The 682-nt window shown below is 67.7% G+C and carries 1 protein-coding gene and 1 pseudogene; both read right to left on the bottom strand.

Annotated features, from left to right (window positions below; genetic code table 11):
- On the bottom strand, positions 1-401 hold a 401-nt coding region (locus G7007_RS21810), incomplete at its 3' end, for a phage tail protein I (RefSeq protein WP_181105175.1).
- Positions 398-682 (bottom strand): annotated as a pseudogene (locus tag G7007_RS21805) (phage tail protein); the annotation flags it as partial. The pseudogene G7007_RS21805 and the gene G7007_RS21810, both read right to left, overlap by 4 nt.

The raw sequence follows: 682 nt of genomic DNA, 5'->3' as shown, positions 1-682 counted from the left end.
CGCTCGCCCAACTGCGGCGAAATGATCGAGCCTTCACCGCTGCGGTTCTCGTTGGCCCAGGCCGTGACCTGGAAGGTGTACGGCACCCCGTTGGGGATCTCCCGCCAGTCCTTGAGATCGGCGTTGACGTTCACCGCCCGCAGCACCCGGCGGATGGCACCGACCGTGCCCTTGGTCTTGTGGATCGGTATCGCTTGGCGGATCAGGGCACGCTGCTGGGCTTCGGTGTCGGCCGCCTCCCAGCCCTCGACCTTCATCGCCCAGCCAAGCCAGGGCAGGAAGTTGGCCGGGCAGCGCGCCGAGTCCGCCACCCCACGGATGATGTCGGGGTCGACGTTCTGGTCGCAGGCCACTTCCAGCGCGCGCTCGAGCTGGGTCGCATTGGGCGGTAGCAGGCTCACGTTACCACCTTCGTACCTAGCGCGATGCCGGTGCAGTTGGGGTAGTGACGCTTATCGCTCAGCACGTCGCCCTTGGGCTGGACCAGGTCGACGCGCTGCACCCCGCTGACGTGCAGCGCGGCGTAGATGGCCGACAACGACAGCTCGCCTTCCAGATCCCGCGCCTTGGCAATGGCCGCGTCCAGGCTGGCTTGTGCGGCCTTCTTGACCACGGCAGGCTCCGGGCCGCTGTCCAGCTCGAGCGTGGCCACCACCTTGAAGTCCACCGGCTGGCCCAGCTG

The sequence above is a fragment of the Pseudomonas entomophila genome (assembly GCF_013523125.1).
In the GTDB taxonomy this organism is placed as follows: Bacteria; Pseudomonadota; Gammaproteobacteria; order Pseudomonadales; family Pseudomonadaceae; genus Aquipseudomonas; species Aquipseudomonas entomophila_B.
Note: the sequence above shows the minus strand (reverse complement) of the source record. Positions and strands in the feature narration are given on the sequence as shown.